This window comes from Pseudomonas sp. ASL3, assembly GCF_056680425.1.
Genome location: NZ_CM155281.1, coordinates 2516520 through 2540828, shown reverse-complemented (window position 1 = coordinate 2540828; position 24309 = coordinate 2516520). Strand labels below are relative to the sequence as shown.

Sequence of the window (24309 nt, the reverse complement as noted above, 5' to 3'; positions counted from 1 at the left end):
GCCTGTGCACTGAGGTTATTCCCGCCCTGAAAAAATAAAACCTGCCTGATGGAATAAAGCTCCAGCGCCTGCGTCCCACAGCTCCTTCACCCTGAGGCCGACGGCCCTGGAGTTCTTCATGGTTGACCGTTTACCGCCTCAATCGCGGCAGCAAAAGCCGCCCTTGAATGCCGCGAGCACGACCTTTCGCCTGGCCGGCATTGCTCTGGTGGTGCTAGCTGCCGCTGGCCTGTTCGCTTACGTGGGCGGTTACCTGGACCCACAACGCCTGACCCCCAAGGTTCTCGTCGACACCCTTGAACACAACAACGGCACGCATCCGGGCTTTCGACGCAACCATTCGAAAGGCGTCTGCGTTGCAGGTTACTTCGAAAGCAACGGCGCCGCCGCCGAGTTTTCCAGCGCGCAAGTGCTCAGCGCGACGCGTACGCCTGTGGTCGGCCGCTTCGCCTTGCCTACAGGGAATCCGTATTCGCCTGACAGCGCGGTGCCCATCCGCAGCATGGCCCTACGCTTCAAACTGGCCAATGGTCAGCAATGGCGCACCGGGATGAACAGCATGCCGGTATTCCCGGTAGGCACTCCCGAGGCGTTCTACGGCATGCTTAAAGCCACCGCTCCGGACCCCGCGACCGGCAAACCGGACCCGAGCAAGCCGCCAGCGTTCTTTGCTTCGCACCCGGAATCCGCACCGTTTCTGGCCTGGATCAAGACCGCCAAACCCTCGGCCAGCTATACCACCGAAACCTATAACAGCATCAATGCGTTTTATCTGGTGAACGCCGCGGGCAAACGTCAGGCGGTGCGCTGGAGCATGGTCCCGGTAGACGAGGACGAACCGGAGGCGCAGGCCCCCGAGGACAAGGATTTTCTTGAGCGGGACTTGAACCAGCATCTGGCGGCCGGTCCCCTGCGCTGGGACTTGATCTTTACCCTGGCCAACGCCGGCGACCCGACCGATGACGCCAGCAAGCCCTGGCTCGATGATCACCGTACGGTCAATGCCGGAACGTTGGTGCTGGACAGTACTCAGCCGCAACTCAACGGCGACTGCCGTGACGTCAATTACGATCCACTGGTTCTACCGAGCGGTATCGAAGGCTCCGACGACCCGCTGTTGGCGGCCCGTTCAGCGGCTTACGCCGATTCTTACCTGCGCCGGACCAGTGAAGTGGACCAGTTGCCCAAGTCCGCCTCGACTCAGGAGCCAAAACAATGAATGCCCAACCCACCCATTTCGCCCCCCTGGCGCGCCTGCTGCATTGGTTGATGGCACTGATGATCTTGTCGATGCTGTTTATCGGCGCGGGGATGGTCGCTTCAGTGTCGCAACGCCATGAATGGCTGGTGAACATCCACAAGCCGCTGGGCATCGCCATTTTGCTGCTGGTCATCGTGCGCCTGGTGGTACGTTTCTCCACCCGCACGCCACCGTTGCCCGCCGATTTGCCGGGCTGGCAAGCGCTGGCGGCGAAACTGTCGCACTACCTGCTGTACGCGTTGATGTTAGTGATGCCGTTGATTGGCTGGGCGATGATCTCGGCGGCAGGTGATCCGGTGATGCTGGGCAGCTCGCTGCAACTGCCCTCCATCGTGCCGGCCAACGCCAGCACCTTTGCCTTTTTGCGCAAGGCCCACAGGTATCTGGCTTACCTGTTTTTCCTGACCATTCTGCTGCACCTGGCGGCCGCGTTATTCCATGGCTGGATCCGTCGCGACGAGGTGCTGGGCAGCATGCTGCGCGGCAAGGACTGACAGCAACAAACCAAGGCGCTGTGTCAGGCAGTCCGCATCAAGCGATTCGCGAAGAGGGCTGCAGGTTCAGCGCAAAATCGGGATCATTTCCGACACGGTGGTCAGTACATCCTTGGCCAGTTGTTTCGAGCGTTTGCCCGACCAGCCTGTCACTAGGTCTGGTGCGTCGTCGTTGTCCTTGAATGGCATTTCCAGGGTCAGGGCCAGGCATTTATAACGTTCACCAATGCTGTTGCAGGCCAGGTTCATGTTGGCTTGGCCGGCGTGAGCGCGTGGGTAGCCGTAACGGGTCTGGAAATCACGGGTGACTTCGCTCAAGCGGCGGCGGAAGTGTTCTTCCAGTTGCTGCTGGTGCGGGGTGTAGCCGGGATTGCCTTCGCAGGCGGCGGTGAAGACGTAGGGGATTTCTTCATCACCGTGGACGTCGAGGAACAGATCGACGCCGTATTTTTCCATCTGCTGCTGGACGAAAAACACTTCCGGGCTGAGTTCTGCGCTGGAATCCTGCCAGGCGCGGTTGAGGTCTTTGCCCTTGGCGTTGGTGCGCAGGTGACCGTGGAAGGAACCATCCGGGTTCATGTGCGGCACCAGATACAAGTCGGCGGCGGCCAGCAATTGGCTCATGACCGGGTCGTTTTTCTCCTGCAAACGCTCGATCAGACCTTCCATGAACCATTCAGCCATGTGCTCGCCGGGATGTTGCTGGGCAATGATCCAGATCTTGCGTTTGCCGGCAGCGCCATCACCTTTGCGCAGCAATTGAATGTCGCGACCTTCGACGCTCTTGCCGGTGGCGATCAACTCGGTGCCGGCTTTGCTCACAGCCTGCTCGATCAGCCAGTCATGGCGTTGGCGGCTGTAGGGTTCGAAGTAGGCGAAGTAGACCTGCGATTCGGTCGGTGCAAGGCTGAAATTCAGGGCGGTGCCGTCAAAGGTGGTCGGCACGCGAAACCAGTTTTCATGATCGTACGAGGCCACTGCTTGATAACCGCTCCAGGCGCGGTTGTAGCTCGACTGTCCGGCGTTGGTCAGGCTGAAGGCATGCTCGTGGCCCACTTGCAGGTTCTCGACCTTGAAGTGAAACCACTGGAAGTGCGGGCTTTGTGTGTCGGGGCGGATCGCCAGCTTTACAAGTGTGGGATTGCTGGCGTCGAGCACTTCGATGTTGCCGCTGTCGAAATCGGCGCTGATTTTGAGAGAGGTCTGAGTCACGGTTATATCCTGAGTACGGTGGTACCAACTTAGGGCGGTACTGTACACGCATCGGCAAGAAACAAAAAAAGACCCGGCAAAAAGCCGGGTCAAAACCGTGATTAGCCTGATGAGGAGATAATCCGAGAGCCGACCTAAGGCTCCCGGGTTACCGGGCTGATCTCGCGATCAGTTGTCGCAATAATAATCATTATCATTTGAAAGTCAAATGTTTTTTCCTGCCCGTTTGGAAAATAGTATTCAAGCCTATCGGCGCCGCCCTAATCCAACGGCAACTCCGTGGTCCGTTTCACTTCGCTCATGGCGATGTTCGAGTGGGCTTCCTGGACGTGGGGTTTCTGCAGCAGATGGTCGCGCAAAAACCGTTCGTAGCTGGCAATGTCCTGGACCACCACCTTCAACAGAAAATCCATATTCCCGGCCATGGTGTAGCACTCCAATACTTCGGGGTAACCGATGATGGCCTCTTCGAATTCGGCCAAATGACGCCGGCCGTGCCCGGACAACTTCACATCGACGAACACTGTCATGGTCAGCCCGAGTTTTTTCGGGTTGAGCAGGGCGACCCTGCGTTCGATCACGCCTTCTTCCTCAAGACGATGAATTCGCCGCCAACAAGGCGATTGCGATAACTCCACACGCTCGGCGATCTCTGCAGCGGACAAGTCGGCATCGTGTTGCAGCAGGCGGAGAATCTTGCGGTCAATGGGACTTAGTTTGATTTGCATGAATTGACCCGGGTTTTTGTTTTTATGGAAGCGTTCATGCCGAATCTCAGCAGATTCCCATTCATTTAGAAAGAAAAAGCCCACGCCCTACAGGCAGAATTTTGCTCTGTGACGACTGAGCATCCCGTCTCGACACCGCATTGAAAATAACAACAAGCACCTCAGAGGAACTGAAATGCCGATTTTCTCGCACCAGGAATTCGATCAACACGAGCAAGTGGTGTTCTGCCATGACAAGGCCACCGGCCTTAAAGCCATTATTGCCGTGCACAACACCCGGCTCGGTCCAGCCCTCGGTGGCTGCCGCATGTGGCCCTATGCCGATGAGCAGCAGGCGCTGAGCGATGTGTTGCGCCTGTCTCGGGGCATGACCTACAAATCCGCGCTGGCCGGTCTGCCGCTGGGTGGCGGTAAAGCGGTGATCATCGCCGACCCGCACCGCGACAAGAATGATGCGCTGCTGCACGCCATGGGGGAATTCGTCGAGCGTCTGGGCGGGCGCTACATCACTGCGGCCGACTCTGGCACTGGCGTTGCGGAAATGGCCGCCATCGGCAAACGCACGCGTCATGTGGTGGGCGCGGGCGAGCGAGAAGCAGTGGGTGGCGGGGTTCGCAGCGGCGATCCGTCGCCGTCTACCGCAAAAGGTGTGTTCATCGGTTTGAGTGAGGCGGTGTTGCAGCGTTTTGGCAGTGATCGGCTCAACGGCTTGAGGGTGGCGATTCAAGGCGTCGGGCAAGTGGGTTTCAATCTGGCGCAGCAACTGCACGCGGCCGGGGCTGAGCTGTGGGTCAGCGATATTCAGGAGCGTAACGTGCGGCGCGCCATCGACGAGTTGGGCGCCCATGGCGTGAGCCAGGAAGAAATCTATGGTCTGGATGTCGATGTGTTCGCACCTTGCGCCATGGGCGCGATCATCAATGATCAAACCCTGCAAGTCTTGCGCGCTCCGGTGATCGCCGGTGCGGCGAACAATCAACTGGCCCGCCCTGGCCACGCTGAAGAACTCTGGCGCCGTGGCTGCCTGCACGCACCGGATTACGCGATTAATGCCGGTGGCATCATCGATGTGTCCTACGAGTACAACGGTGGGACTGCCGAGCAGGTGCAACTGCATGTGGAAGGCATCGGCGAAACCTTGCGCCAGATCTTCCTGCGCGCCGAAGGAGAAGGGCGCAACACCACGGCAGTGGCCGACATGCTGGCGATGGAGCGGTTGAACGCAGCCTGATACACCGCGGTGTGCCAGGCACACCGCGTTCGCAGGCTTGCCTGCGAATGGCGGCCTCTTAGGCCTCTTCCAGCTCCACCAATACCGCCCCTTCGCTGACCATCTCGCCTTCGACGCAATACAGCGCCTTGACCACTCCAGCATGGGCTGCTCGGATGCTGTGTTCCATCTTCATGGCTTCAAGCACCACCAACTGCGCACCGAGGTCGATGGTTTGGCCGACCTCGACCAGTACCCGCACGATGCTGCCGTTCATGGGCGCGGTCAGGCCACCCTGATGGGTGTGGCTGGCTTCAACTTCGGCAATCGGATCGAGGCGCCTGACCGTCTGCAGCTCACCTTGCCAGTGCAGATACAGCGTGTCGCCACGGCGGATCGCAAGGTGCTGGCGGCGTACGCCGTCGTGTTCGATCAGCAGCTGTTCGCCGCGCAGTTCAGCCACAGACCCGCTGCTGTTGCGCAGCTGGATCACTTTTTTCTGACCACTGCAGCTCAAGTGCAGGGCGATTTCTGTCGGCAGACCGGCGCGAAAACCCCTGTTGTTGGCCCACGGGGAATGCAGGTCATCCTGACGAATATGGCTCGGCTGGCTTTGGCTGAACGCCTCACCTGCGGCCTGCCAAAACTCGGCCGACAGCTCGCTGGCCGGCGGCAGCAACTGTTCCTGATAGAGCGGAATGAATCCGGTATCCAGCTCCGCCGCCGCAAACGCCGGGTGGGCGACGATACGGCGCAGGAACGCCAGGTTGGTTTTCAGCCCGCCGATAGCGAACTCATCGAGCATCGCCAGCAGCCGCAGACGCGCCTGTTCGCGGTTTTCGCCCCAGGCGATCAGTTTTCCGAGCATCGGATCGTAGAACGGTGACACGCTGTCGCCTTCAGCCACACCGCTGTCCACACGGCGACCGGGACCGGCAGCGGACTCACGGTAGATCTCCAGGGTGCCGGTGGCTGGCAGGAAATCGTTGGCAGGGTCTTCGGCGTACAGCCGCACTTCGATGGCGTGGCCGATCAGCGGCACCTGCGCCTGGGTGATCGGCAGCGCCTCACCCTGAGCCACGCGAATCTGCCAGGCCACCAGATCCAGTCCAGTGATGGCTTCAGTGACCGGGTGTTCGACTTGCAGCCGGGTGTTCATCTCCATAAAGAAGAATTCGCCGCGTGAATCCAGCAGAAACTCCACCGTGCCTGCGCCGACGTAACCGATGGTCTGCGCGGCACGCACCGCCGCTTCGCCCATGGCGCGACGCAGCTCAGGGCTGAGACCGGGTGCCGGGGCTTCTTCGACGACTTTTTGATGGCGACGCTGGATCGAGCAGTCGCGCTCATTCAAGTACAGGCAGTTGCCATGTTGATCGGCAAACACCTGGATTTCCACGTGACGTGGCTTGAGCAGGTATTTCTCCACCAGCATCCGCGAGTCGCCGAACGATGACTTCGCTTCACGTTGGGCCGAGGCCAGGGCTTCAGCCAGTTCGCTGACCTGTTCCACCACCTTCATGCCTTTGCCGCCGCCACCCGCCGTGGCTTTGAGCAACACCGGATAACCGATGCGCTCAGCGGCGATGCGGAAGGTTTCAACGTCCTGTGCTTCGCCGTGATAACCCGGTACCAGCGGCACGCCGGCGTCTTCCATCAAGGCCTTGGCGGCGGATTTGCTGCCCATGGCGTCGATAGCCGAGGCGGGCGGGCCGAGGAAGATCAGTCCGGCGTTTTCGATGGCGCGGGCGAACCCTGCGTTTTCGGACAAAAAGCCATAACCGGGATGGATCGCCTGGGCGCCACTGGCCTTGGCGGCGGCGATCAATTTGTCGATCAGCAGGTAGCTGTCCGCCGCCTTGCTACCGCCCAGATCAACACGAATATCCGCTTCGCGGCTGTGCCGGGCGTCGCGGTCAGTGGCGCTGTGTACGGCAACGGTGGACAGCCCCAGCGCCTTGGCGGTGCGCATGATGCGGCAAGCGATTTCGCCCCGGTTGGCGACCAGAATGCGTGTCAACAGCGGAGCCGGATTCAGTGGAGCGCTCATGGGCGCGGTTCCTTCTTGTTCTTGTTTTGTTGTGCGGGCTGAGGGGCTTCGGCGCTTTCGGACTGCCAGCTGGGTGCGCGTTTCTCCAGAAAGGCACGCAAACCTTCCTGACCTTCGGGGCTGACGCGGATGCGGGCAATGGCGTTTTCGCAGTAACGGCGCAGGGCAGGGGTCAGTGCACCGTTGCCCACCTCACGCAGCAGATCTTTGCTGGCGCGCATCGCTTGCGGGCTGTTGAGCAGCAGATTGTCGATCCACTGGCTGACTTGCTGTTCGAACTCGGCAACCGGATAGCACTCGGCAAGCAGGCCGATTTCCTGCGCGCGCCGGCCAGTGAAGCGCTCGGCAGTCAAGGAATAACGACGTGCCGCGCGCTCACCGATGGCTTGCACCACGAACGGGCTGATCACTGCCGGAGCCAGACCGATGCGCACTTCCGACAGGCAAAATTGCGCATCCTCGGTGCCAATCGCCATGTCGCAGCAACTGATCAGACCCAAGGCCCCGCCGTAGGCTGCACCTTGCACCACCGCCAGGGTCGGGATCTTCAGTTTGGCGAGGTTGTACATCAGCTCGGCCAACTCGCGGGCATCGTCGAGGTTGGTGTTGTAGTCCAGATTCGCCGATTGCTGCATCCAGGCCAGATCGGCGCCGGCACTGAAGTGTTTGCCACGGCCACGGATCACCATAAAGCGCAGGCTGGCGTCGGCTTGCACATGATCCAGGGCGATGATCAGTTCACGAATCATCTGCGCATTGAAGGCGTTGTTCTTGTCCGCACGGTTTAGCCAGAGCGTGGCAAAACCCCGTGGGTCTTTATGCAGTTCGAGGGTGTGGAAATCGGTCATGTTCACTCCTTTGGCGAGGCCCGATTACATCCGGAACACGCCGAATGTGCTCGGTTCGATAGGCGCATTCAGCGATGCGGACAAGGCCAGGGCCAGGATGTCACGGGTCTGCGCGGGGTCGATGACGCCGTCGTCCCATAAGCGGGCGCTGGAGTAATAAGGATGCCCCTGATGCTCGTACTGATCGAGAATCGGCTGTTTGATCTCGGCTTCCTGCTCAGGGCTGAAGCCATGACCGCTACGCTCGGCCTGCTCGCGTTTGACCTGCACCAGCACACCTGCGGCTTGTTCGCCGCCCATCACGCCGATCCGTGCGTTGGGCCACATCCATAGAAACCGTGGGTCGTAGGCGCGACCGCACATGCCGTAGTTACCGGCACCGAAACTGCCGCCAATGATCACGGTGAACTTCGGCACCTTGGCGCAGGCCACCGCAGTGACCAGCTTGGCGCCGTGCTTGGCGATGCCGCCGGCTTCGTACTTCTGGCCGACCATGAACCCGGTGATGTTTTGCAGAAACAACAAGGGGATGCCGCGCTGGCAGGCGAGTTCGATGAAGTGCGCGCCTTTCTGCGCCGACTCAGCGAAGAGGATGCCGTTGTTGGCCAGAACGGCGATCGGGTAGCCGTGCAGATGGGCAAAACCGCAGACCAGCGTGCTGCCGAACAGCGCCTTGAACTCATCGAACACCGAACCGTCCACCAGCCGCGCAATCACCTCGCGCACATCGAACGGTTGTTTCGCGTCAGCCGGGATCACGCCGTACAACTCGTCAGGGCCATACAACGGAGCGATGGGAGCCAGGGTATTGAGCACACCCTGCTTGCGCCAGTTGAGGTTGGCGATGCTACGTCGGGCCAGGGCCAGAGCGTGTACATCGCTATCGGCGTAATGGTCGGCGACCCCGGAAATCTTGCAATGCACGTCGGCGCCACCCAGGTCTTCGGCGCTGACCACTTCACCGGTCGCGGCTTTCACCAGCGGCGGGCCGGCGAGGAAAATCGTTGCCTGCTGGCGAACCATGATCGCTTCATCGGCCATGGCGGGCACATAAGCGCCACCCGCCGTGCAGGACCCCATGACCACGGCGATCTGCGCAATGCCCACGGCGCTCATGTTCGCCTGATTGAAGAAGATCCGCCCGAAGTGCTCGCGGTCGGGGAACACTTCATCCTGACGTGGCAGGTTGGCGCCGCCGGAGTCCACCAGATAGATGCACGGCAGGCGGTTTTGCTGAGCGATGGTTTGCGCTCGCAGGTGTTTTTTCACCGTCAGCGGGTAGTACGAACCGCCTTTTACCGTGGCATCGTTGGCGACGATCATGCATTCGACGCCTTCGACCCGGCCGATGCCGACGATCAAGCCCGCTGCTGGTACGTCTTCGCCGTACACCTCGTAAGCGGTCAATTGGCCAATTTCAAGGAAGGGCGAGCCGACATCGAGCAGGCGATTGATCCGCTCGCGGGGCAGCAATTTGCCGCGCGAAGTATGACGTTCCTGGGCTTTTGGGCCGCCGCCTTGATGAACCTGGGCGAGCAACTGGCGCAGGCCCTCGACGTGTTTCAACATCGCCGCGCTGTTGACCGCGAATTCCGGCGAGCGCGTATTGAGTAGGCTGTGCAGGATGGCCATGAGGCACTCCAAAAGGTCGAATAGACTCAGCGCGTTTCGTTAAACAGCTCGCGACCGATCAGCATGCGGCGAATCTCACTGGTGCCAGCGCCGATCTCATACAGCTTGGCGTCACGCAGCAGGCGACCGGCCGGGAACTCATTGATGTAGCCATTGCCGCCCAGGATCTGGATGGTGTCCAAGGCCATTTGCGTGGCGCGTTCGGCGCTGTACAGAATCACCCCGGCGGCGTCCTTGCGCGTGGTTTCGCCGCGCTCGCAGGCTCGGGCCACGGCATACAGATACGCACGGCTGGCGTTGAGTTGGGTATACATGTCGGCGACTTTGCCCTGAATCAGCTGGAACTCGCCGATGCTCTGGCCGAACTGTTTACGGTCGTGAATGTAAGGCAGCACCACGTCCATGCAGGCTTGCATGATCCCGGTCGGGCCGCCGGAGAGCACGACACGTTCGTAATCGAGGCCGCTCATCAGCACTTTGACGCCGCCGTTCAGCGGACCGAGCAGGTTTTCTTCCGGGACCTCGACGTCATCGAAAAACAGCTCGCAGGTGTTGGAGCCGCGCATGCCGAGCTTGTCGAATTTGCTGCTGCGGGAAAATCCCTTCCAGTCGCGCTCGACGATGAAGGCGCTGATGCCCTTGGCGGCCTTCTCCAGGTCGGTTTTGGCGTAGATCACGTAGGTGTTGGCATCCGGGCCGTTGGTGATCCAAGTTTTGCTGCCATTGAGTACGTAATGATCGCCGCGCTTGTCGGCACGCAGCTTCATCGACACCACGTCGGAACCGGCATTGGGCTCGCTCATGGCCAGGGCGCCCACGTGTTCGCCGCTGATCAGTTTGGGCAGGTATTTGGCTTTCTGCTCGGGGTTGCCGTTGCGGTTGATCTGGTTGACGCACAGATTGGAGTGAGCGCCGTAGGAGAGGGCGACCGACGCTGAGCCACGGCTGATTTCTTCCATGGCCACCACATGGGCCAGATAGCCCATGCCCGCACCGCCGTATTCTTCGTCAACGGTGATGCCGAGCAAACCCATGTCACCGAATTTGCGCCACAGGTCAGCGGGGAACAGGTTGTCTTTGTCGATTTGCGCTGCGCGGGGCGAGATTTCTGCCGCGACAAAGGCCTGAACCTGGTCGCGCAGCATGTCGATGGTTTCGCCGAGGGCGAAGTTCAGGCTCGGGTAGCTCATGCTTTTTACCTTTCCTATTTATTGTTTGAGGTTGTGTATTCACCTTTACGTTAACGTAAACCTGTCGGGTAATGGCTGTCAATTGGTGGGGCGTAGTTTGAGGGTGGGAAATGTAGGAGATCCCGCGCTGTCGCGCAGCAAACTGGGACCCGATTCTGCCCGGAGGGCGTAGGAGCTGACTTGTCTGCGATAAGGGCCGAAGGACCTTCCAGCGGTGGTGAATTCACCATTTTTGCCAGCGCTTCGGTCGAGCGCGACCCCGGACGGATCGCAGACAAGTCAGCTCCTACATTAGATCGGTGCAGGACTTAAGAACTATATTTTATTTATCAATGATTTACAGGTTGTTTGATGGAAGGGCGCTTGTGATCAACGCAGAATTTATCAAACGCCAGATAGCACGAAGGGGAGCCTGGGCTCCCCTTCAAGGTTTTTGCATGCTCTTTTTTTTATTGTTCTAGGGTGGCCTGTTGTTGTTTTTGGCGACCGGTCCCTTACTACCGCGGTTTTAATCGATCCCCATCCGGGATCAAGAGCAAACGTATTTTTTTGAGCGCTGACGCTGCCTTTATCAATAGTGATCCAACCAGTTCGGGAGCTACCTGAGGTAGTTTTATTATTCTCTGCCCGGTTGCGGGATCGAAATCCCTGAAAAGCCATCCACTCCAAAAAAATCTGTTAGCTGCGTCTCTGTCCGTGTTGTTCTTGTTGTGTCAGAGCCGATACGTATTGTTTTTATTGGGTTGCTGCTTTGTTTTTTTATTTTTGTTGTACAGGAACTATAGCAGAAGCCGTGCCAGCTTTATAAAGCCCTTTAAAATCAATGTCTTGAAAAAAACTGATCGACGAGGTCGATAAAAATTATCAGAAATTGTTTCCGTGTTACCCGCTTCTGCGTGGCTTTGTGTCGGAACGGTAACACTCAACTCGCCGATCGCGCCTTCGCTACCCGCGAACCGGTGGGGCGGCCCAACACGTCACAGATTCGTTGACCGGCTGCGATCAAACGGTCCATGTCGATGCCGGTCTCGACCCCCAGGCCGTTGAGCATGTACAGCACATCTTCGGTGGCAACATTGCCGCTGGCGCCCTTGGCGTACGGGCAACCGCCGAGCCCGGCGATGGAGCTGTCGAACACCTGAATGCCTTCGAGCAGGCTGGCGTAGATGTTGGCCAGCGCCTGCCCATAGGTGTCATGGAAGTGGCCCGCCAGCTTGCCTCGGGGGATTTTCCCTGCGACCGTTTCGAACAGTGAGCGGGTTGCGCCTGGTGTGCCGGTGCCGATGGTGTCGCCGAGGGATATTTCATAGCAGCCCATGGCGAACAGCTCATTAGCAACCGAGGCGACTTGTTCCGGCGCGACCTGGCCTTCGTACGGGCAACCCAGCACACAGGACACGTAACCGCGCACACGAATGCCATGCATGCGAGCAGCTTCCATGATGGGGACGAAGCGCTCCAGGCTCTCGCTGATCGAGCAATTGATGTTGCGCTGGGAGAAGGCTTCGGACGCCGCGGCGAATACCGCGACCTCTGTAACGCCGGAGGCAAGGGCGTCTTCAAAACCTCTCAGATTGGGCGCCAGCGCAGCGTAGGTGACATCTGCCTTGCGTTGAATCCGGGCGAAGACTTCAGCGGAGCCGGCCATTTGTGGCACCCATTTGGGCGAGACAAAACTGCCGACTTCGATATAGCTCAGGCCCGCCGCTGTCAGCTCATCGACCAGTTGCACCTTATCCGCGACGCTGATGGGCTTGGCTTCATTCTGCAGACCATCACGAGGACCGACTTCCACCAGACGTACATGTTGAGGCAGGGGCATGGCATCACCTTGGAGTTGTTCGAGACCTTAGAATTATTCGAGATTTACTCGGTAACATCATGATCTTTAAGAGTTCTTTCCAGTGCGGACATGCAGCGCTCTTCGGCGGTGTCTAATTCCAGCTGCATCTGCTGGATGTCCAGAAGTTGTTGTTCCAGCTGATTGCGGCGTTCACCGATTTTGCCGAGCATGGTGTTCAACTGCTTTTGATTGTCGCCGCGCGGGTCGTACAGCTCGATCAATTCGCGGCATTCGGCCAGGGAAAAACCGATACGTTTGCCACGCAGGATCAGCTTGAGGCTGACTTTGTCGCGGGCCGAATAGATGCGTTCAAGGCCGCGCCGCTCGGGGGCGAGCAGGCCTTGTTCTTCATAGAAACGAATAGCGCGGGTGGTGATGTCGAGCTCGCGCGCGAGGTCGGAGATGCTGTAAGTCTGGCTGCTCATGAAGGCGCTCAAGGTTGAACTTGTGGTTAACCTACGGCGTGCTTGACGTATACGTCAAGCAGTCTGCCGGACCTTCATGAGTTTTCGCTGCTTCGTGGAAGGAGCAAACCGAGTGGCAGCTATTCTAGAAACAGCTTTAAGTATCAAGAATAAATAACTATTTATCAGTCACTTGAGGTTGATGTCTAAAGCTTTATCTAGCTTCTTTTCCTGCGCCGTTACCAGCTGACAAAGCTCTATCATCTGCTCGCGCATCCAGCGATTGGCCGGATCCTGATCGGTGCTTTCGTGCCAGTAAAGGTGAGTTTCCACGGAGGGTACATCGTTGACCGGCAAATTGACGTAGTGCAGGTCGTGGCGTCTGGCGAAGCGTTCCGGCACGGTCATGACCATGTCGGTCTGCTGCAGCACTTGCGAAGCCATCAGATAATGCTGCGAGCGCAGCGCGATTTTGCGCTGAATGCCCATCTTGCCCAACGCCAGATCGACATGCCCCAGGCCACTGCGGCGGCTGGAGATATGGATGTGGGTCAGTGACAGATAATCGTCGAGGCTGAATTTGTCTTTGGTTGCCAGCGGATGACCCTTGCGCATGGCGCAGACGTATTTGTCTTCCATCAGCTTGACGTGACGGACCTGGGGGTCAGTGTTGAGCGGGGCATCGACGGCGAAGTCCAGGCGGCCGGCCGCCAGTTCCTTGGTGGTCTCGCGGCGTTTGGACAGAAAGCTCTCGATAATCACGGTTGGGGCCAGCCGTCGCAGGCGCTGAAACAGCGGTGGCAGGATCACGGCTTCGGTCAGGTCAGTCATGCTGATGCGGTAGGTCTTGTTGGCCTGCAACGGGTTGAAGATCCGGCTTTCCTGCACCGAGACCCGCAGCAATGACAGGGCGTTGCGCACCGGCCCGATAATGTTCTGAGCCATGGGCGTGGGCACCATGCCTTGAGCAGTGCGCACGAAAAGCGGGTCATTGAAGGTCTCCCGCAGTCGGGCCAGAGCGTTGGAAACCGCAGGCTGGGTGATGCCGACAATTTGTCCGGCGCGGGTCAGATTGGCTTCGGTGTAGATGGCATCGAAGACAATAAAGAGGTTGAGGTCGACCTTGCTCAGATTCATTCCATTGCGCTCTCGTGCTGTTTTTGTTGTGACATTGCGTTGGCCGATCATATATCGGTTATGAATGTTTATACACGCTGAGAATAGGTTAGATAAATTTTCATCGCTGATCTAGCATCCATTTCATGACCTCACCAACCTCCTTCAGAAGGTAGCTGCTCATGGATTTCGCTTACTCCCCCAAGGTTCAGGAACTGCGTGAGCGCGTGACTGCGTTCATGGACACCTATGTCTACCCGGCAGAAGCCATATTCGAACGTCAGGTCGCCGAGGGTGATCGCTGGCAGCCGACGGCGATCATGGAAGAACTCAAACTCAAGGCCAAAGCCGAGGGCTTGTGGAACCTGTTCCTGCCGGAATCGGAACTCGGTGCAGGTCTTACCAATCTGGAATACGCACCGCTGGCCGAAATCATGGGCCGTTCGTTGCTCGGACCGGAGCCGTTCAACTGCTCCGCGCCAGACACCGGCAACATGGAAGTGCTGGTGCGCTATGCCAACGAAGAGCAGAAACAACGATGGCTTGAACCGCTGTTGCGCGGCGACATCCGTTCAGCTTTCGCCATGACCGAGCCCGACGTAGCGTCCTCCGATGCCACCAATATGGCTGCCCGCGCTGAACGTGTCGGCGACGAATGGGTGATTAACGGCCGCAAATGGTGGACCTCGGGCGCTTGCGACCCGCGTTGCAAGATCATGGTTTTCATGGGCCTGAGCAATCCGGACGGCCCGCGTCATCAGCAACACTCAATGATTCTAGTGCCGACGGATGCACCCGGCGTGAAAATCGTCCGTCCGCTACCGGTGTTCGGTTACGACGATGCGCCACACGGTCACGCCGAGGTATTGTTCGAGAACGTCCGGGTACCTTACGAGAACGTGCTGTTGGGTGAAGGTCGCGGTTTCGAGATCGCCCAAGGTCGGCTCGGGCCGGGCCGGATTCACCACTGCATGCGGTCTATCGGCATGGCGGAGCGGGCACTGGAACTGATGTGCAAACGCGCCATCAGTCGCACCGCATTCGGTCGGCCATTGGCGCGCCTGGGCGGCAACGTCGACATCATTGCCGACTCGCGGATGGAGATCGACATGGCGCGGCTGCTGACCCTCAAAGCCGCGTACATGATGGACACCGTCGGCAATAAGGTCGCGAAAAGCGAAATCGCCCAGATCAAGGTGGTTGCACCGAACGTGGCATTGTGCGTCATCGACAGGGCGATTCAGATGCACGGCGGAGCAGGGGTTTCCAACGATTTCCCGCTGGCGTACATGTACGCGATGCAGCGCACGCTACGTCTGGCCGATGGCCCGGATGAAGTGCACCGCGCTGCGATTGGCAAGTTCGAGATCGGCAAATACGTGCCCAAGGAAATGCTGCGTAGCGAGCGTCACTGATAGCCGATAGCGCATGCCCGCGTTCTGCGCGGGCATGCGCCGGTTCAATAAACCCAAACCTCCACCCGTCGATTCTTGATCCGGCCTTCGTCAGCGTTGTTGGCTGCAACCGGCATTTCCTCACCAAAACCCCGAATTTCGCGAAAGTTCACCCCGTTCCTGACCAATTCCCGCCTCACCGCCATGGCTCGCAGCTTGGACAACAACGCTGCCCGCGCCGGATCGCTCTTGGCATCGCCAAAACCTACCAACGTGACGTAATTGTTCAACTTGTCGTGAGCCTTGAGGTAATCCAGCACTCGCTTCAGATCGCGTTGTGCCTTGTTATCCAGGGTGGCGCTGCCTTGGGCGAAACGGAAGTTGACCGACAGACGCTGTGCTTGCTTGACGATCGTTTGATAGTCGGGCGGCATCTCGGCTGAGGCCTGGACCTTGATCGCCTGCACGGTCTGGGCGATGAAACCGCTATTGGCGACGATGGCCTGGCCCTTGGCGCTTTGCGCGAATTTCACTAGTGCCTCGGCCCATAGTTGATGCCCCAGGGGCGGCAGGTAGAAATACAGGCGCCGCGACAACGGATAATCTTCGGTGGCGATCAGGCTAACGGTCGGCAACATCGGTTTCGAGTCGCCGTCGACAATCGCGACCGCCTGGGCCCGTCTTACATAAGGCAGGCCAATAAAACCAATGCCTCCACGGTCCTGGCTGACCTCATCGGACAGTTGCTCGCTGGACTCGAAACGCTTGGCGTCGCGGGCCAGGGTTTTACCGTACTTGAGCAGCACCAGCTCCTTGAAGGTATCGAAGGTGCCTGACTGGTCATCACGGGCATATACGTGAATCGCACCACCGGTACCGCCGAGCTCTTCCCAGGTGTGGACTTCTCCCGAAAAAATCTGCGCCAGTTGTTCGGTATTCAACTGATGCAAGGGGTTGCCTGGATGGAGGATCACTGCCACGCCGTCGATGGCGATGACTTGTTCGGCTTTGCGGTTTCTCAGGTCACCCAGAGTGGCGAGGTCTGTCAGTTCGCTGTCTTTGATCGGGCGCGAAGAGGCGGCCAGATCGGCTTTGGCGGCTTTCAGGGCGGTGAAGCCGGTGCCCGAACCATGGGCCGCAACCTCGATCAATACCGTCCGTCCGCTATCGGTGTGGCCGACCACCCGTTGTTCGTTCTCATTGGCACCGGGTTCGATGCGCACGGCTTGCAAACCTTCGGCTTGCAGTAAACCTTCGACCAGTGCCGGACCCAGTGTGGCGTCGATGGTATTCGAACCCTGGATGCGCAACACCGGAACGCCTTCGGCAGGCAAGGGCAATGCAGCGAAAACCGAGCCGGACAGGGCGTTGCAAAGCAAGCCAAAAAGCACACATGCGGCGCGGTGGCGGGGTTTGCCGGTGAACAGAGCGCACAGCATGTGCGGCACCTTATATAGACAAGAAAGTGCCGGGAGATTAAGTCAGGATGATTGCTGAAATATGACAGCACTGCTGGGCAACTAGAAACGTGTGTATGTGTAGATCGTCTTCGACAGCCACGCTGTCGCGGTCTGTAGGAGCTGACTTGTCTGCGATAAGGGCCGGAGGACCTTCATTCGGTGGTGAATTCAGCCATTTTGCGACTGCTTCGGTCGGACGCGACCCCGGACCGATCGCAGACAAGTCAGCTCCTAAGTTATTTGTTCAGTTCAGTTCAACTCCAGCCAGATCGGCGCATGGTCCGACGGTTTTTCCATGGCGCGCAGGTCGTAATCCACACCGGCCGCTTTGATCCGCGGCTGCAGGCCATGGGACGCCATGATCAAATCGATGCGCAGACCGCGCTTGGGCTCATCTTCGAAGCCACGGCTGCGGTAATCGAACCAGCTGAAGCGGTCGACCACTTCTGGATACAGGTGACGAAAGCTGTCCACCAGGCCCCAGTTTTTCAGGCGCGCCATCCATTCGCGCTCTTCAGGCAAGAAGCTGCATTTGCCGGTTTTCAGCCAGCGCTTGGCGTTGTCCGGGCCGATGCCAATGTCGCAGTCTTCCGGGGAAATGTTCACGTCACCCATCACCACCAATGGCTGATCGTTTTGGAACTGACTTTCCAGCAGCTGTTGCAGGTCGTTGTAGAAACGTTCCTTGGCCGGGAATTTGGTCGGGTGGTCGCGGCTTTCACCCTGAGGGAAGTAGCCGTTCATGATGGTCACTGGCTGGCCATTGGCGTCGGCAAACGTGCCCCAGATAAAGCGCTTCTGTGCGTCTTCGTCATCGGTATCGAACCCCTTGTGCAGCGTCAGCGGCGCCTGACGCGAGAGCAGGGCGACTCCGTAGTGGCCTTTCTGCCCGTGGAAATGCACGTGATAGCCCAAGGCTTCGATGTCAGCCTGGGGAAATTGCTCGTCCGAGACTTTGGTTTCCTGCAGACCGATCACATCCGGCTGATGTTTTTCAATCAGTGCCGCCAACTGATGAGGTCTGGCACGCAGGCCGTTGATGTTGAATGAGACGATTTTCATGGGCGGCTATCCTGGCAGAAACAAAAAGCGATGCTAGCTGACCTGTCGGCTCACGGCCAGCGTGGCGGATTGGCCGATCGACTGCTAGGGTCGGAGAGGGGTGTCGAAGGTTACAGGCTGTGTAGGAACTGTAGCGCTTAACGGTCAGTCGAAGCCTTCGCATCACAAACGCTGTCGTTCGTGCAGCGCTGTACTAACGAGGTCAATCGAATGTCTGACACTTCAACCGCCATCGCCGAAGTCCGCATGCTTGATAGCGGTTATGCCCGCGAAGCACGTTCGCTGCTGTACCACGCCTACCGGCATGAGCCGAGTTTTGCTTATTTGTTCGAATCGGAACGGCCCGGCTACGAGCATCGGGTCCGGGCGACTGTGCGTGAACTGGTCAAGCAGCATTTTTATCAGGAGCTGCCGGCACTGGGGCTGTTCGTTGAAGATCGGCTGGTGGGTATCGCCCTGATCGCCCCACCGCAACGGCGTCTGGGGATTACCGAAAGTTGGGCCTGGCGCCTGCGCATGGTTCTCAGCGCAGGGTTTCGCTGCACCCAGCGCTATCTTGAGTACCACCAGGCGGTGCTGGCGTGCCTGCCTTCGGACGCGGTGCATGTATTACCGTTGCTGGGCGTACATCCGCAATTTCAGGGCCAGCACTTTGGCGAGCAACTGCTCGAAGCGTTGCACCAATGGTGCGCGGTCGATGAAAGCTCACAGGGTGTGGTGCTGGATACCGGAAATCCCCGTTATTTGGAGTTTTATAAACGACAGGGTTATGAGGAAATAGGCGAAGTTGCTGTAGGACCAATCCGTGAGCATGTGTTTTTCCACCCCAATCCCCAGGTTTTGCTGAAGGCCCAGGCGTAAACCACGAAACTGCTGAGGTCTGGCGCGTTTTAGTGGCATCCGCAGCCCGTGATAGCATCCGCGCCTATGAAATTTCCCGGTAGATTTACCCGCGGTTTGTTCCTGATGTTCACTGTTCAGCTCAGCAGCTTTGCGGTCTTCGCCGAGGCGCAACTGGACGTCAGAATCAAACCTTCCAATGCAGAGCTTAAAGCCAACGTCGAAGGGTATGTGGGCAGCCTCGGCGAGCGCGATGAAGAGGCGTTGCAGCGTTTCAGTCTGGGGGCCGAAGAGCAGGCACAGAAAGCAGCGCAAGCCCTCGGCTATTACCAGGCGCAGATTGACAGCGAAGTAAAAGCCGGCAAAGACAAAGACCTGCGGCTGGTGATCAACATCGTGCCCGGCGAGCCGGTGCACCTGCGCAATGTCACGATACGTGTTGAAGGCCCCGCCGCCTCGCTCAAGGCGTTTCGTGTACCGAAAAGCGACGTGCTGAAAACCGGCGCAGTGCTCAATCACGGCCATTATGAAGACGCCAAGCGCCTGATCCAGAATCAGGCGTCGCGTTACGGCTTTTTCAGTGGGCACTTCACCCGCCAGCGTCTGGCGATCGACCCGAAGGCAGGCGTCGCCGATATCGAGCTGGTCTACGAAAGTGGCCCACGTTACGCCCTGGGCAAGGTCAGCTTCAGCGGAGATGCGCCGTTCGATGACGATCTGATGCAGCGCATGGTGCCGTTCAAAGCCGATACGCCCTATGACTCGGAACTGATCGCCGAACTCAATCAAGCCCTGCAATCGAGCGGCTATTTCGAAGGCGTGCGGGTGGATGCGGCGCCAACGGCGGCGGTCGCTCAGGTGATTCCGGTGACGGTTCAGCTGCAAACCCGCAAGCCACGCACGATGGGCCTGGGTCTTGGCTTTTCCACTGACGTGGGCGTGCGCGGCAAGGCTAACTGGACGCGTCACTGGGTCAATCCTCAGGGCGATAGCTATGGCGCTGAGATGGAACTGTCCGCGCCGCGACAAAATGTCGGCCTGTGGTACGACATTCCTCTTGACCCACCACTGACCGACAAATTGCGTTTCGCCGGAGGTTATCAGTACGAAGAAATCGCTGGCACCGACAGCTTGAGCAAGCTGTTGACCCTCGGCCCTGAATGGCACAGCCGGTTGCCCAGCGGCTGGGACCGGGTGATTTCATTGAAGTGGCAGCGCGAGGAATATCGCCTGGGCGAGGACTCGGGACTCAGTACGCTGCTGATGCCGGGTATCAGCTATTCATTCTTGCGCAGCGACAACCGTATCGATCCACATAATGGCTATCGCTTGCAGTTCGATGCGCAAGTGGCCAAGGAAGGGCTGGGGTCGGACAATAACCTGGTACACGGCAACATCCTGCTCAAAGGTTTGACGACGGTGTGGGATAACCACCGCTTGCTCGCACGCGTGCAGTTCGGTGGCAGTGCAACCAATGGCTTCAAATCGATCCCGCCCTCCCTGCGGTTTTTTGCCGGTGGCGATCAAAGCGTGCGTGGTTACGACTATCAGACCCTGTCGCCGACGAACGCCGAGGGTGAGCGCGTCGGCGGGCGTTACATGATTGCCGGCAGCGTCGAATATCAATACTCGATTGCAGAAAAATGGCGCGTGGCGACTTTTATCGATCAGGGCAACTCGTTTAACTCGCTACAACTGCCCAGCTTGAAAACCGGTGTCGGTATCGGGGTGCGCTGGGTCTCGCCGGTCGGGCCATTGCGCCTCGACCTGGCCCATGCGCTGGATGATATCGGAGGGATTCGTTTGCACTTTTCCATGGGGCCAGAGCTGTGAGGCTTGCGGCAAAAACAAGCGGCCTGAGCCTGCTCGCACTGCTGGTGCTACTGGTCGTGAGTCTGTGCCTGGCCCTCGGCACACAAACCGGCAGCCGTTGGGCACTAGGCCTGGTGCCGGGTTTGCAGGTCGAGAACTTCAGCGGGCGTCTGGCCGGGGAATGGCGTGCCGATCATCTGCTCTGGGAGCAGGGCGATAGCCGCGTCGAAGTGGAGGTGCCGGTGTTTGGCTGGTCGCCGCTGTGTCTGGCGAAGATCACCTTGTGCGTCGATCAATTGCAGGCCGAGCGCGTCAGTTTGCAGTTCCCGCCTGGTGCTGAGCAGGACAGCAGGCCATTGAGCCTGCCGGATTTGAAGTTGCCGCTGGCGATCCGTTTGGGCGATGTGCGCATCGGCAGCCTGCTGTTCAATGGCCACGAGCAATTGCGCAACCTGCAACTGGCGGCTGAATGGACGGTCAACGGCTTGCAGATCAATACCGCACATGTGCAACACGATGATCTGGTGCTCGATCTTTCCGGTTTATTGCAGCCCAATGGCGACTGGCCGTTGAACGCTCAAGGTCAGTTGAAGTTGCCCGCACCGAGTGATCAACCCTGGACGCTGGCCTTGAACATTCAAGGCAATCTACTCAAGACGTTGCAGCTCAAGGTCGACAGCAGTGGTTATCTACAAGGCCAGTTGACCGGGCAGCTGCAACCGTTGGTGGAACATCTGCCAGCGCAGGTGAAAATCACTGCCGATAGTTTCAAGGCCAGTGCCGATCTGCCGGACACCCTGCAACTCAATCAGCTTGAACTGACGGCCCAAGGCGACTTGAAAACCGGTTATCAGGTCTCGGGCAAAGCCAGCCTGCCGGCCGAACAAGGCCCGGTCTCGCTGGCGCTGCAAGGTCGAGTCGACGCTCAGGGTGCGGACATCGCGGCCCTCGACCTGACGGCCAGCGCCGAGCAATCGCTGAAACTCAACGGCAAGCTGGACTGGCACCAGGGCTTTAGCGTCGACGCGAAAATCGATTGGCGGAATTTCCCGTGGCACCGGCTTTATCCTGCCATTGAAGAGCCGCAGGTGGCTGTGCGCACCTTCCAGGGCGAAGTCTCCTACAGCGATGGCAAATATCTGGGTAATTTCAGCGCTGCGCTTGATGGGCCCGCCGGGGCGTTCAGCCTGAGCAGCCCGTTCAGTGGCGATCTCAAGCAAGTCTTTCTGCCCCAGCTGGAACTGACTGCGGGGCAGGGTAAAGCCAATGGTCATCTGAATCTGCAATTCGCCGACGGCATCGGTTGGGACACGGCGCTGGACTTGAGTGCGATCAATCCGGCGTATTGGCTGGCGGAGTTGCCGGGCACTCTGGCCGGACCGCTGCGCAGCAAGGGTGAATTCAAAAACCAACAATTGAGCCTGAATGCCGACCTCGATCTCAAAGGTCGTCTAAGGGGCCAGTCGGCAGTGCTTCAGGCCAAGGCGGAGGGGACCGATAAGCAGTGGACGGTCAGCGCACTGGACGTTCGCCTCGGCGATAACCGCATTCAGGGCAGCGGCAGTTTGCAGCGACGTCTACTCGGCCAACTGGACATCAATTTGCCACGCGTGGGTCAGCTCTGGCCCGGCTTGCAGGGTCAACTCAAAGGACGTCTGGATCTGGCAGGCACGCTGCAAGCGCCACAAGGTCAGCTTGCACTGCAGGGAGCGCAACTGGCGATGGCGGACAATCGTCTGCAGAACCTGACCCTGGCAGCGAAGCTGGACAACGCCCAGCGCGCGACCCTCGATCTCAAGGGCGGCGGCATTCAGCTGGGCGATACGCAATTGGGCACACTGATCGTCAACGGCCAGGGTGATATCAAACGTCAGCAATTGAAACTCGACCTGCAGGGCCCGTTGTTGAAGCTGGCGCTAGGCCTCGATGGCAACCTGGACAAAGGTAACTGGCGTGGCAGGCTGGCCAGCGGTGAGATCCAGACCGGAGGCCAGGACTGGCGTTTGCAACAACCGGCGAAACTGGAACGACTGGCGGACGGCAAGATCAACTTCGGTGCTCATTGCTGGATGTCCGGACAGGCGAGCCTGTGTGGCGAGGACCAACGGCTGATGCCGGAACCGCGCCTGCGCTATCACCTCAAGCAATTCCCCCTCGACAGTCTGGCGCAGTGGTTACCCAGGGATTTTGCCTGGAAGGGCCTGCTGAACGCCGACGTGCAGCTCGATTTCCCTGCGTCGGGTCCTAAAGGGCAGGTTTCGGTGGACGCCAGCGGCGGCACCCTGCGCATTCTTGAGAAAGACCAGTGGCTGGATTTCCCTTACGAAAGCCTAAAACTCAGCAGCACCCTGAGCCCGAAGCGCATTGACTCCCGACTGGATTTTCGTGGCGGCAAACTCGGGACGCTGTGGGTGACGGCGCAGATAGATCCGCTGGCGAAAAACAAGCCGCTGACCGGGGATTTCAACCTCAGCGGGCTGGATATATCCATCGCTCGGCCGTTCGTGCCAATGGTGGAGAAACTGACGGGGCGTCTTAATGGCAGCGGACACTTATCTGGCGGTCTGCTGGCGCCGCAGGTGACCGGCAACGTCATCCTCAGCGACGGTGAAGTGTCCGGGGCGGAACTGCCGGTCAACCTGCATAACCTGAAAGTTCAGGCGCTGATCGCGGGCGAAAGTGTGCGTCTGGACGGTGGCTGGAGCAGTGGCGAGACAGGGCAAGGTACGCTGAACGGTCAGATCGCCTGGGGCGAAGCGCTGACAGTGGACCTCAATCTCAAGGGCAGCCACCTGCCGGTCACCGTGGAACCGTATGCCGTGCTGGACGTGGCGCCGGATCTGAAAATTGCCATGAAAGGCGATGAGCTTGCGATTTCCGGCAAAGTGCTGATCCCCAAAGGCGCGATTACCATCCGCGAACTGCCACCTTCAACGGTCAAACTGTCAGGTGATACGGTGATCATCGGCCATCAGGCGGAGGAGCCGCAGGGGTCGCCGCTGGCGATGGCCATGGATATCGACGTCGACGTGGGGCAGGAAAAACTCAGCTTCACCGGCTTTGGCCTCACTGCGAACCTGGCCGGTCATGTGCACATCGGCGACAACCTCGACACCCGGGGCGAGCTGAGCCTCAATGACGGTCGTTATCAGGCTTATGGTCAGCGCTTGACCATTCGCAAAGCGCGTCTGCTGTTTGCAGGTCCTATCGATCAGCCTTACCTCGACATCGAAGCGATTCGCCAGACCGATGACGTGATTGCCGGTATTCGCCTGACCGGCAGTGCCGAGCAGCCGACCACCGTGGTGTTTTCAGAGCCGGCCATGAGCCAGGAGCAGGCGCTGTCCTATCTGGTCCTGGGCCGTGCGCCGAGCACCACGGGCGAAGACAGCAACGTGATGGCCCAGGCAGCGTTGGCATTGGGTTTGGCCGGGAGTTCGTCGGTCACCGGCGCTCTGGCTAAAGATCTGGGGATTCAGGATTTCCAGCTGGATACGTCAGGCAGCGGCTCGACGACCAGTGTGGTCGCCAGCGGCAACATCACCGACAAGTTGAGCTTGCGCTATGGCGTCGGGGTATTCGACCCCGCCAATACCATTGCCTTGCGGTATGCATTGAGCAAAAAGCTCTATCTGGAAGCGGCCAGCGGGGTCGCCAGCTCGCTGGACCTGTTCTATAAGCGGGATTTTTGAAGTGCGCTGAAATCTGTGGGCGAATTTATTCGAAAGCGGTATGCCTGCCAGACACACCGCG

At 59.0% G+C, this 24309-nt stretch carries 18 protein-coding genes; 7 read left to right on the top strand and 11 right to left on the bottom strand.

Features of this window, described 5'->3' with window-relative positions:
• The first annotated feature begins 118 nt into the window (after window positions 1-118).
• Both AC1MEE_RS11670 and AC1MEE_RS11665 read left to right on the top strand, forming a co-directional pair.
• Window positions 119-1219 carry a catalase family peroxidase gene (locus AC1MEE_RS11670; protein ID WP_480415490.1) on the top strand — a complete coding sequence of 367 codons (1101 nt, stop codon included), beginning with the start codon at window positions 119-121 and terminating at the stop codon, window positions 1217-1219.
• Window positions 1216-1755 (top strand): cytochrome b, encoded by a 540-nt coding sequence (locus AC1MEE_RS11665; RefSeq protein ID WP_480415488.1) that lies wholly within the window; start codon window positions 1216-1218, stop codon window positions 1753-1755. Before AC1MEE_RS11670 ends, AC1MEE_RS11665 begins: the two co-directional genes overlap by 4 nt.
• A gap of 66 nt (window positions 1756-1821) precedes the next feature.
• Here the strand turns inward: AC1MEE_RS11665 and AC1MEE_RS11660 are convergent, their stop codons facing one another.
• Together AC1MEE_RS11660 and AC1MEE_RS11655 are read right to left on the bottom strand one after the other, a co-directional pair.
• Window positions 1822-2973, bottom strand: a complete 1152-nt coding sequence (locus AC1MEE_RS11660; RefSeq protein WP_480416210.1) for a M14 family metallopeptidase — start codon at window positions 2971-2973, stop codon at window positions 1822-1824.
• Window positions 2974-3227: 254 nt separating this feature from the next.
• Window positions 3228-3695 (bottom strand): Lrp/AsnC family transcriptional regulator, encoded by a 468-nt coding sequence (locus tag AC1MEE_RS11655; RefSeq protein ID WP_480415487.1) that lies wholly within the window; start codon window positions 3693-3695, stop codon window positions 3228-3230.
• Between the two features lie 175 nt (window positions 3696-3870).
• Between AC1MEE_RS11655 and AC1MEE_RS11650 the strand changes: the two genes are divergently transcribed.
• Window positions 3871-4926 (top strand): Glu/Leu/Phe/Val dehydrogenase dimerization domain-containing protein, encoded by a 1056-nt coding sequence (locus AC1MEE_RS11650; RefSeq protein ID WP_480415485.1) that lies wholly within the window; start codon window positions 3871-3873, stop codon window positions 4924-4926.
• 58 nt (window positions 4927-4984) lie between these two features.
• Here the strand turns inward: AC1MEE_RS11650 and AC1MEE_RS11645 are convergent, their stop codons facing one another.
• From AC1MEE_RS11645 to AC1MEE_RS11615, 7 genes are all read right to left on the bottom strand, one after another.
• Window positions 4985-6955: an acetyl/propionyl/methylcrotonyl-CoA carboxylase subunit alpha gene (locus AC1MEE_RS11645; protein ID WP_480415483.1), complete on the bottom strand. Its 1971-nt coding sequence runs from the start codon at window positions 6953-6955 to the stop codon at window positions 4985-4987.
• On the bottom strand, window positions 6952-7803 hold the full coding sequence (locus AC1MEE_RS11640) for a gamma-carboxygeranoyl-CoA hydratase (protein ID WP_480415482.1): 852 nt from the start codon (window positions 7801-7803) through the stop codon (window positions 6952-6954). The genes AC1MEE_RS11645 and AC1MEE_RS11640 overlap by 4 nt, the downstream gene beginning before the upstream one ends.
• Before the next feature lie 24 nt (window positions 7804-7827).
• Window positions 7828-9435 (bottom strand): carboxyl transferase domain-containing protein, encoded by a 1608-nt coding sequence (locus AC1MEE_RS11635; protein WP_480415481.1) that lies wholly within the window; start codon window positions 9433-9435, stop codon window positions 7828-7830.
• Between the two features lie 26 nt (window positions 9436-9461).
• Window positions 9462-10625: an isovaleryl-CoA dehydrogenase gene (locus AC1MEE_RS11630; RefSeq protein ID WP_480415480.1), complete on the bottom strand. Its 1164-nt coding sequence runs from the start codon at window positions 10623-10625 to the stop codon at window positions 9462-9464.
• A gap of 922 nt (window positions 10626-11547) precedes the next feature.
• Complete coding sequence (locus tag AC1MEE_RS11625; RefSeq protein ID WP_480415479.1) at window positions 11548-12447, bottom strand: hydroxymethylglutaryl-CoA lyase; 900 nt, start codon at window positions 12445-12447, stop codon at window positions 11548-11550.
• Between the two features lie 44 nt (window positions 12448-12491).
• On the bottom strand, window positions 12492-12893 hold the full coding sequence (locus AC1MEE_RS11620; protein WP_480415478.1) for a MerR family transcriptional regulator: 402 nt from the start codon (window positions 12891-12893) through the stop codon (window positions 12492-12494).
• Between the two features lie 168 nt (window positions 12894-13061).
• Window positions 13062-14009 carry a LysR family transcriptional regulator gene (locus AC1MEE_RS11615; protein ID WP_480415477.1) on the bottom strand — a complete coding sequence of 316 codons (948 nt, stop codon included), beginning with the start codon at window positions 14007-14009 and terminating at the stop codon, window positions 13062-13064.
• Window positions 14010-14170: 161 nt separating this feature from the next.
• Between AC1MEE_RS11615 and AC1MEE_RS11610 the strand changes: the two genes are divergently transcribed.
• Window positions 14171-15403 carry an acyl-CoA dehydrogenase gene (locus AC1MEE_RS11610; protein ID WP_480415476.1) on the top strand — a complete coding sequence of 411 codons (1233 nt, stop codon included), beginning with the start codon at window positions 14171-14173 and terminating at the stop codon, window positions 15401-15403.
• A gap of 44 nt (window positions 15404-15447) precedes the next feature.
• Here the strand turns inward: AC1MEE_RS11610 and AC1MEE_RS11605 are convergent, their stop codons facing one another.
• Both AC1MEE_RS11605 and xthA read right to left on the bottom strand, forming a co-directional pair.
• A complete protein-coding gene (locus AC1MEE_RS11605) occupies window positions 15448-16821 on the bottom strand; it encodes a phosphate ABC transporter substrate-binding/OmpA family protein (protein WP_480415475.1) in 1374 nt (457 codons plus the stop codon).
• Between the two features lie 270 nt (window positions 16822-17091).
• Window positions 17092-17904, bottom strand: a complete 813-nt coding sequence (gene xthA / locus AC1MEE_RS11600) for an exodeoxyribonuclease III (protein WP_480415474.1) — start codon at window positions 17902-17904, stop codon at window positions 17092-17094.
• Between the two features lie 210 nt (window positions 17905-18114).
• Here xthA and AC1MEE_RS11595 point away from each other — a divergent pair, with 210 nt between their 5' ends.
• The 3 genes from AC1MEE_RS11595 (at window position 18115) to AC1MEE_RS11585 (ending at window position 24248) form a co-directional block, all read left to right on the top strand.
• Entirely contained in the window at window positions 18115-18765 is a 651-nt protein-coding gene (locus AC1MEE_RS11595) for a GNAT family N-acetyltransferase (RefSeq protein WP_480415473.1), read from the top strand.
• A 66-nt stretch (window positions 18766-18831) separates the two neighbouring features.
• The gene (locus AC1MEE_RS11590) at window positions 18832-20577 is read left to right on the top strand and encodes an autotransporter assembly complex protein TamA (protein WP_480415472.1); all 1746 of its coding nucleotides are present in this window, start codon (window positions 18832-18834) and stop codon (window positions 20575-20577) included.
• A complete protein-coding gene (locus AC1MEE_RS11585; RefSeq protein WP_480415471.1) occupies window positions 20574-24248 on the top strand; it encodes a translocation/assembly module TamB domain-containing protein in 3675 nt (1224 codons plus the stop codon). Before AC1MEE_RS11590 ends, AC1MEE_RS11585 begins: the two co-directional genes overlap by 4 nt.
• The last annotated feature ends 61 nt before the right edge of the window (window positions 24249-24309 follow it).